The organism is Pseudomonas sp. HB05, assembly GCF_016756915.1.
Classification (GTDB): domain Bacteria; phylum Pseudomonadota; class Gammaproteobacteria; order Pseudomonadales; family Pseudomonadaceae; genus Aquipseudomonas; species Aquipseudomonas alvandae.
Window position 1 is genome coordinate 47,191 of the sequence record NZ_JAESPG010000041.1, and the last position, 7,291, is coordinate 54,481.

Here is a 7,291-nt window from a genome sequence, read left to right on the forward strand (position 1 = left end):
AGGAGTTACTCGTATGAAGAAGTTCGCTATCACTGCCGCTGCTGCCACTGCACTGACCCTGACCATGGCTAGCGCTTTCGCCGAGACCACTCAAGCAACTCAGGCCCCGATGATGCTGGCTGCGGGCGAAGTGACAGAGGCTAAGGAAGACGTTTCCGATACCTGGATCACCACCAAGGTCAAAGCCGACCTGGTCACCGAGAAAGGCATTCCAGGCTCCGACATCAAGGTTGAAACCAACAAGGGTGTTGTGTCGCTGTCTTCGACCACTGTCTTGAGCGATGCGCAGAAAGACACCGCCGTCGCGATCACCAAGAAAATCAAAGGCGTCAAAGCCGTATCGGCTGATGGCCTGAAATCCGAGTAAGGAAAGGCTTCTCGCCTGGACGGGAGAAGGCGCGGCAAGCGGGCCGGGTTATACGCTTGCCGTCGCTTTGGAGTTCATGCGAAAGGCCACACGGACGTGGCCATTACAGGCCCCCGGCATTCGTGCCGGGGGCCTGTTCTATTCTGGGAGAGAGCATGTGAGCCAGTCAGGGAAACCGGGTAGTCCCTTTCGCGAGCAGGCTCGCTCCCACATTTGATCGCATTCTTCCAGAAACAACCCGGCCCCTGTGGGAGCGAGCCTGCTCGCGAAGGCGTCGGCACTGTCGCTGCAGATATCCTGGAATAGCCCAGCCCATCACCGCCCACGCTTGCTGGTGATCTGCACCAGCCGGTTCCCCTCGAAGCGCAAATACTGGTACATCCCGCTGTTGGGCCCGTAGGTCCATTCCTCCACCGGATATTCTTCCCGGCGGTTGACGCTGCGTTTGTAGCCCAGGTCATCACGCGCCGCAGGCTGACCACATTTTTGCAGCACCTCGCTCGAACGATCCCCGACGCTGATCAACTGGCTGCCGCAACGCAATGTATCGGCGGCCGAGGCCTGGCCGGCTGCGAGTAGCAGCAGGCTCAGGCTGAGTCCGTACAGATCCTTCATTTCATTCGGCATCCAGATGCATGGGCGTTATCACGGTACCGTCTTTTTCGGCCTGGCCCAGGCTCGCGTCGATGAAGTACACCCGGTCATCGGCCAGCTTGCCTTTGTCCACCAGGAAATCCTTGATGCTGCTGGCGCGCTCCTGGCCCAGTTCACGCAACAGCAGGTCGCTGCCGCTCCAGAACGTGATGACCCCTTCCCGGAGTTTCTCGATGCGGGCCTTCTTGTCCAACTGCGTCCATTCAGCCGGTGGCTGGGTTTTCAGGCGAGTGCGGTAGATTCCTTCCAGCAGGGGAGGTTTTTCATCTTCCGGTACTTGCAGCAACGAAGCCTTGGCCGGGACTTTGTCGCCCCGGCGCTGCAGCATCTTGTAATAGGTGTATTGGTATTCGCGTTCCAGGCGCTGGCCGGCGAGCAGCGGACCGTCGCTGCTTTCGGCGGCGGTGCCTTCGATTTCCAGGCGCAGTTCGGGACGCTTGCCCAAGGCTTCGGACAGCTTGAGCAGCACGCTTTCGTTTTCCTTGCTCAATTCGCTGGACCCCGGTGCGAATGCCACGCTCCCCAGGTCTTCCGAGCCACCGCCGGCCACCAGCCCGCCGATGAGCTTGAATGGCGCCTGGGCTGCGCGGACCACCAGGTTGCGCAGGGTCTGCCAGACAATCGGCATCACGCTGAACTGCGGGTCGTTGAGGTTGCCGGAGACCGGCAGTTCGATGGTAATCCTGCCCTCGGAGTCCTTGAGCAAGGCGACGGCCAGCTTGAGCGGCAGGCTGACGGCGTCTGGACTGTCGACCTTTTCACCCAGTTGCAACTGCTCGACCACGACTTTGTTGTCGGCCTGGAGCTGGCCCTTGGTGATCCGGTAATGCAGGTCGAGATTGAGCCGGCCCTTGCGGATGCGGTAGCCGGCGAACTTGCCGGAGTAGGGCGTCAGGGTGGTCAGCTCGACCCGTTTGAAACTGGTGGCGATGTCGAGGCTCGCCATCGGGTCGAAGGGATTGACCGCGCCCTTGATAGTGACGGGTGCATAGCGGTCGACCTTGCCCTTCACATCCACGCTGGCCGGCTTGGCCTGGCGGCTGTCGATGGTGCCGATCTCGCCGTTGAGCTGCTGGATGGCCGTGGCGAAGTTTGGCGTCAGGCTGAAGTCGGCGAAGTTGGCCGAGCCGTCGTTGATGGCGATGCCGCCGATATGAATACCCAGCGGCTTATCCTTCGAGGCCGGTTTGGCCGCCGCGTTCTTCGCAGGGCCGTCGGCCGGTTGTGGAATCAACAGATCGTCGACGCTGGTGGTGCGATCTTCGTTGATCATGAAGCGCGCATAGGGCTGGAACAGGTTGACCTTGTCGATCGACAGGCTGTCGCCATGCTGGTAATTGAGGCCCTGGACTTCCAGGCGCTGCCATTTGAGAAAGTCACGGGTCTTGAGGGTGTCGAGAGTGTGCAGCTGATCAACCTGGGCGCGACCGGTGACCGCGAATGCCAGGGGTTCGGTGTTCTTGAGGTCCACCACCAGATCACTGCCGAGCATCCCGGAGCGCAGCTCCAGGCGAATGAACGGATTGATGTAGGCTTGGGCGACTCGCAGGTCAATGTCTTGCGTCTTGACGTTGAGCTTCGCAGTGACGGGGTTCAGGTTGACCACGCCGTCGGCGAGGATCTTGCCCTGCTTGCCCAGCCCGGTATCCAGCTTGAGGTTGAAAGGCGAGCCATTGAGGGTGTCGTAGTTCTGCAGGTCCAGGTTAAGTGGGCCGACCTCCAACGCGACGGCCGGCTGTGCCTGGCGGTCGGCCAGGTGCACTTGGTAATTACGCAGTTGCACATCTTTCAACAGCACCTGCCACGGCTTGCTCGGTGCTGTCGGCTCAGGCTTGGGCGAGTCGGCGGCTGCCGGTGCGGACGCCGGTTCGACCTTGGCCTTTGGCTTGGCTGGCTGGCTGGCGAAGAGCTTCTGCCAGTCCAATTGTCCGTCCGCTTCCCGCGCGGCCCAGGTTTCGAGTTTCTGGCTACGAACCTTGCCGACGATGACCTGCTGCTTCGCCAGGTCCAGGGAAGTTTCGCTGACGTCGAGACGTTCAAGCCTGGCCAGGGGACGACCATCCGGTGCCTTGATGGCGAAAGGGGCGACACTGATAGCCGTGTTGTTGAGCAGCAGTTCCGTGCCCTTGGCGAGGTTGAGTTTGTAGTCGGTGCTGAGGTTCAGCACGCCGTTTTCCAACACCAGGGGCACCGCGTCACGCACATAGGGCCACCAGGCTTTCATCTGGCCATCGGTGACTTTCAGCGTCCCTTTGGAGGCAATCGGCGCCAGGCTGAAGTTGCCCTTCCAGTCGATCTGCCCGCCCGCGGGACCCGCGGCAACGAGGGTCATGTCTGCGCTGTCGTCGGGCAGGGTGCTGAGGTTCTTCAGTTCGAAATCGAGGGTGTCGTAGAGAAACTCGATGGGTTCGCTGGGCCGCAGGTCCTGGAAGTGAACGTAGCCGCTGGCGAGTTTGATCCGGTCCACTCGCAAGGGAAATGGCTTGGCCTCGGGATCGGCTGGCGTTGGCTCGCTGGGCGGCAGTTTGAACAGGCCCAGCAGGTTCAACTGACCGTCCTTGGCGAATATCACTTCGGTCTTTGGCTTGTCGAGCTCGATGTCGGCCAGGTGCAGGGCGCCGGACCAAATGCTGTCGAGCTGCAGGTTCGCGTAGAGGCGTTCAAAGCCAACCTGCTCCTTGCCCGGCTCGCCGACCATCAAGCCCCACACAGTCACTTCAAGGCTGAAAGGATTGAGTTCGATGCGCTGGATCTGGGCCGGCACCGTCGCGTGGGCGGCCAGTTGCTGGTTGGCGATACGCAGGGCAATGCCCGGCAATATCAGGAAGCCCAACAGGCTGTAGAGGGCCAATGCGGTCAACAGGGCGCCGAGAGCGCGAATCAATCCTTTGGGCATGTGTGGCTTCGTCTGGTGTGAATCGGAGTGCCTTGGAGTATGGCATGCGTTTACGGTTCCGAAGCCACTGTGTTTTATGAGATTTGTCCGTTTTTTTTGTGGGATTGCTGGGGCCTGCTCAGAACTGGAGAATCAATGTTTTGAGCGGTGGCTGCCGATCCTGTGACGGAAAATCGTCGCCGGGCGCCAGCACGCTCCATTCGCGTACCGGCCGACCGATCTTCTGCGCACACCGCAACACCTGTTCGCGCCAGTCGTCCATGGATACCTTCGCCAGGTTGTTGCAGCAGATCAGCACGCCATCGTCGGCGGTGGTGAGCAGCGCTGGCTTGAGCAAACTCTGGTAATCGCGCAACAGATCGACGGTGCCAAAGGCGCTTTTGGCCCAGGCGGGCGGATCAAGTAGCACCAGGTCATATTGGCGCGGTTCCAGGCGAACATAGCTGGGCAGTTTCTGCCCGCGCCGCTGGCTGATGGGCAGGCCGGCCAGTTGACGAATCGCCGGGAAATAATCCGACTGTATGAACTCCATCGTCGGCAGCTCCGGGTTGAGCAAGCCGTTCTCGCGTCCCACCGCCAGGTTGCCTTCGGCGAAATCCAGGTTGCAGACCTCCCGCGCTCCGCCAGCCGCTGCGCTGAGGCCTACGCCGCAGGTGTAGGCAAAGAGGTTCAGGACGCTTTTGCCCCGGCTGTGGTCCTTGACCCAGCCGCGTGCGTTGCGCAGGTCGAGGAACAGCAACGGATCCTGGCCGGCATGACGCCCGCGAACGCGGTAGTTCAAGCCCCATTCATGCCCGATGAGGTCTTGCAGGGCGGCCTCGTCAGCCTGGTAGACGCTGTCCTGGCGGTCGATGCGAGAGTTGCCCCGGGAGCGATCGTTGTAGACCAGCAGGCTGTCCAGGCCCAGGCGTTCGTTGACGATGCCGTGCAGTTGCAGCAGCTCATCTCGCTCCAGCGACTGATGAAAACTCTGCACCAGCAGTTGCGGGCCGTAGCGGTCGACGGTCAGGCCGGGCGCGCCTTCCTGGCTGCCGTGGAACAGGCGATAGCAGTCGGTGCCTTGCCGGTGCAGTTGGTCGAGCAGGGCCTGGCGCTGTTCGAGGGCGGCGCGCAGCGCCAGATTCAAGGAAGACATGCCGGGCGCGCCTTAGAGAAATGAGGCGCGGGAGTTTAACAGTTATGGCTGGCGTGGTCGTTGTGGGAGCGAGCTTGCTCGCGATAACAGTGGGTCAGAGACATCGGTATCAACTGATACACCGCCATCGCGAGCAAGCTCGCTCCCACAAGGAATCATCAGCGGTTCAGGCGCTTGTCGATCAGGCCCTCCACCACGCTCGGGTCGGCCAGGGTCGAGGTGTCGCCGAGGCTGTCGAGTTCGTTGCAGGCGATCTTGCGCAGGATCCGTCGCATGATCTTGCCCGAACGAGTCTTGGGCAGGGCCGGCGCCCACTGGATCAGCTCCGGTTTGGCAAAACTTCCGATTTCCTTGCTGACATGGGCCAGCAACTCCTTCTTCAGCTCATCGTTGGCCTCGACACCGTCCATCGGGGTGACGAAGGCATAGATGCCCTGGCCCTTGAGGTCGTGGGGATAACCGACGACCGCCGCTTCGGCAATGCTGTCGTGCAGCACCAGGGCGCTTTCCACCTCGGCGGTGCCGATACGGTGGCCCGAGACGTTGATGACGTCGTCGATGCGTCCGGTGATCCAAAAGTCGCCGTCTTCGTCGCGCCGGGCGCCATCACCTGTGAAGTAATAGCCAGGGTAGGGCTTGAAGTACGTATCGACCATGCGCTGGTGATCGCCATAGACGCTGCGAATCTGTGCCGGCCAGCTCGACTTGATCGCCAGCACGCCGCTGCCCGCGCCGATGATTTCCTTGCCAACCTCATCCAGCAGCACCGGTTGCACGCCGAACATCGGTCGCGTGGCGCAGCCTGGCTTGAGCCGTGGCGCGCTCACCAGGGGGCTGAGCATGATGCCGCCGGTCTCGGTCTGCCACCAGGTATCGACAATCGGGCAACGCTGTTCGCCTACAACGTTGAAATACCATTCCCACGCCTCGGGGTTGATCGGCTCACCGACACTGCCGAGCAATCGCAGGCTCTTGCGAGAAGTTTCCTGCAGGGGCGCTGCGCCTTCGCGCATCAGTGCACGCAGGGCGGTTGGCGCGGTATAGAAAATGTTGACTTGATGCTTGTCGATCACCTGCCAGAACCGCGAACTGCTCGGATAACTCGGCACGCCCTCGAATATCAGCGTGGTGGCACCGTTGGCCAGCGGACCGTAGACGATGTAGCTATGGCCAGTGACCCAGCCGACGTCGGCGGTGCACCAGAAGACTTCGTTGTCACGGTAATCGAGTACGTACTTGAAGGTCATCGCCGCTTGCAGCAGATAACCGCCAGTGGTGTGCAGCACACCCTTGGGCTTGCCGGTGCTGCCGGAGGTATAGAGGATGAACAACGGGTCTTCGGCGTCCATTGGTTCAGGCGGGCAATCGTCGCTCACCTCATGTGTGGCCTGGTGATACCAGAGGTCCCGTCCTTCGACCCAGTTCACCTCGCCCTGGGTGCGCTCGACCACCAGCACGGTGCTGACGTTCGGGCAGCTTTCCAGCGCCTTGTCGACATTGCGCTTGAGCGGTATGAAACGCCCGCCGCGCACGCCTTCATCGGCGGTGATGACGGTGCGGCAATCGGCATCGAGAATCCGGTCGCGCAGTGAATCCGGCGAAAAGCCGCCGAACACCACCGAATGCACCGCACCGATACGTGTGCAGGCGAGCATCGCGTAGGCCGCTTCCGGAATCATTGGCATGTAGATGCAGACCCGGTCGCCTTTCTTCACGCCACGGCTTTTCAGCACGTTGGCCAGGCGACACACGTGATGATGAAGTTTTCTGTAGCTGATTTCTGCCGATTCGGCGGGGTTGTCGCCTTCCCAGATGATCGCGGTCTGGTCGCCGCGCGTCGCCAGGTGTCGGTCGATGCAATTGGCGCTGACGTTCAGCGTGCCGCCGGCGAACCAGCTCGCGTCGCCGTTCTTGAGGTTGTAGCGCTGGACGGTCTGCCACGGGGACATCCAGTCGAGAAAGCGCGTGGCCTGCTCGGCCCAGAAGGTGCTGGGGTGTTCGATGGATTCTTTGTAGAGCCGCTTGTACTCGTCCTGACTCAGTTGCGCAGCCCGGCGGACGGCATCGGCGTGGGGGTACTGGCTGATATCGAACATGACGGTTCCTTATTCTTGTTTTGCGACAAGGTATAAAGATGCGCTCGGTGGCCCGTGGGTTCAAGTCATGCACAAAGCAACTGTGGGAGCGGGCTTGCTCGCGAAGACGGTGGATCAGTCAACATCTTAGTTGACTGATCCAC

5 protein-coding genes are annotated in these 7,291 nt (G+C 61.2%); 1 reads left to right on the forward strand and 4 read right to left on the reverse strand.

Features of this window, described 5'->3' with window-relative positions; genetic code table 11:
• Positions 1–13: 13 nt before the first annotated feature.
• A complete protein-coding gene (locus JMN22_RS24845) occupies positions 14–367 on the forward strand; it encodes a BON domain-containing protein (protein ID WP_030140250.1) in 354 nt (117 codons plus the stop codon).
• 315 nt (positions 368–682) lie between these two features.
• Here the strand turns inward: JMN22_RS24845 and JMN22_RS24850 are convergent, their stop codons facing one another.
• The 4 genes from JMN22_RS24850 to acs form a co-directional block, all read right to left on the reverse strand.
• Positions 683–982, reverse strand: coding sequence for a DUF2845 domain-containing protein (locus JMN22_RS24850; protein WP_198798129.1), 300 nt, complete (start codon positions 980–982; stop codon positions 683–685).
• Position 983: 1 nt separating this feature from the next.
• Positions 984–3,917, reverse strand: a complete 2,934-nt coding sequence (locus tag JMN22_RS24855) for a DUF748 domain-containing protein (protein WP_030140248.1) — start codon at positions 3,915–3,917, stop codon at positions 984–986.
• A gap of 118 nt (positions 3,918–4,035) precedes the next feature.
• Entirely contained in the window at positions 4,036–5,052 is a 1,017-nt protein-coding gene (locus JMN22_RS24860; RefSeq protein ID WP_030140247.1) for a class I SAM-dependent rRNA methyltransferase, read from the reverse strand.
• Between the two features lie 158 nt (positions 5,053–5,210).
• Positions 5,211–7,148, reverse strand: a complete 1,938-nt coding sequence (acs, locus tag JMN22_RS24865; RefSeq protein ID WP_030140246.1) for an acetate--CoA ligase — start codon at positions 7,146–7,148, stop codon at positions 5,211–5,213.
• Positions 7,149–7,291: the final 143 nt, after the last annotated feature.

Coding starts and splice junctions, on each gene's coding strand:
- JMN22_RS24845 (WP_030140250.1), top strand. CDS start 14: ATGAAGAAGTTCGCTATCACTGCCGCTGCTGCCACTGCACTGACCCTG.
- JMN22_RS24850 (WP_198798129.1), bottom strand. CDS start 982: ATGAAGGATCTGTACGGACTCAGCCTGAGCCTGCTGCTACTCGCAGCC.
- JMN22_RS24855 (WP_030140248.1), bottom strand. CDS start 3,917: ATGCCCAAAGGATTGATTCGCGCTCTCGGCGCCCTGTTGACCGCATTG.
- JMN22_RS24860 (WP_030140247.1), bottom strand. CDS start 5,052: ATGTCTTCCTTGAATCTGGCGCTGCGCGCCGCCCTCGAACAGCGCCAG.
- acs (WP_030140246.1), bottom strand. CDS start 7,148: ATGTTCGATATCAGCCAGTACCCCCACGCCGATGCCGTCCGCCGGGCT.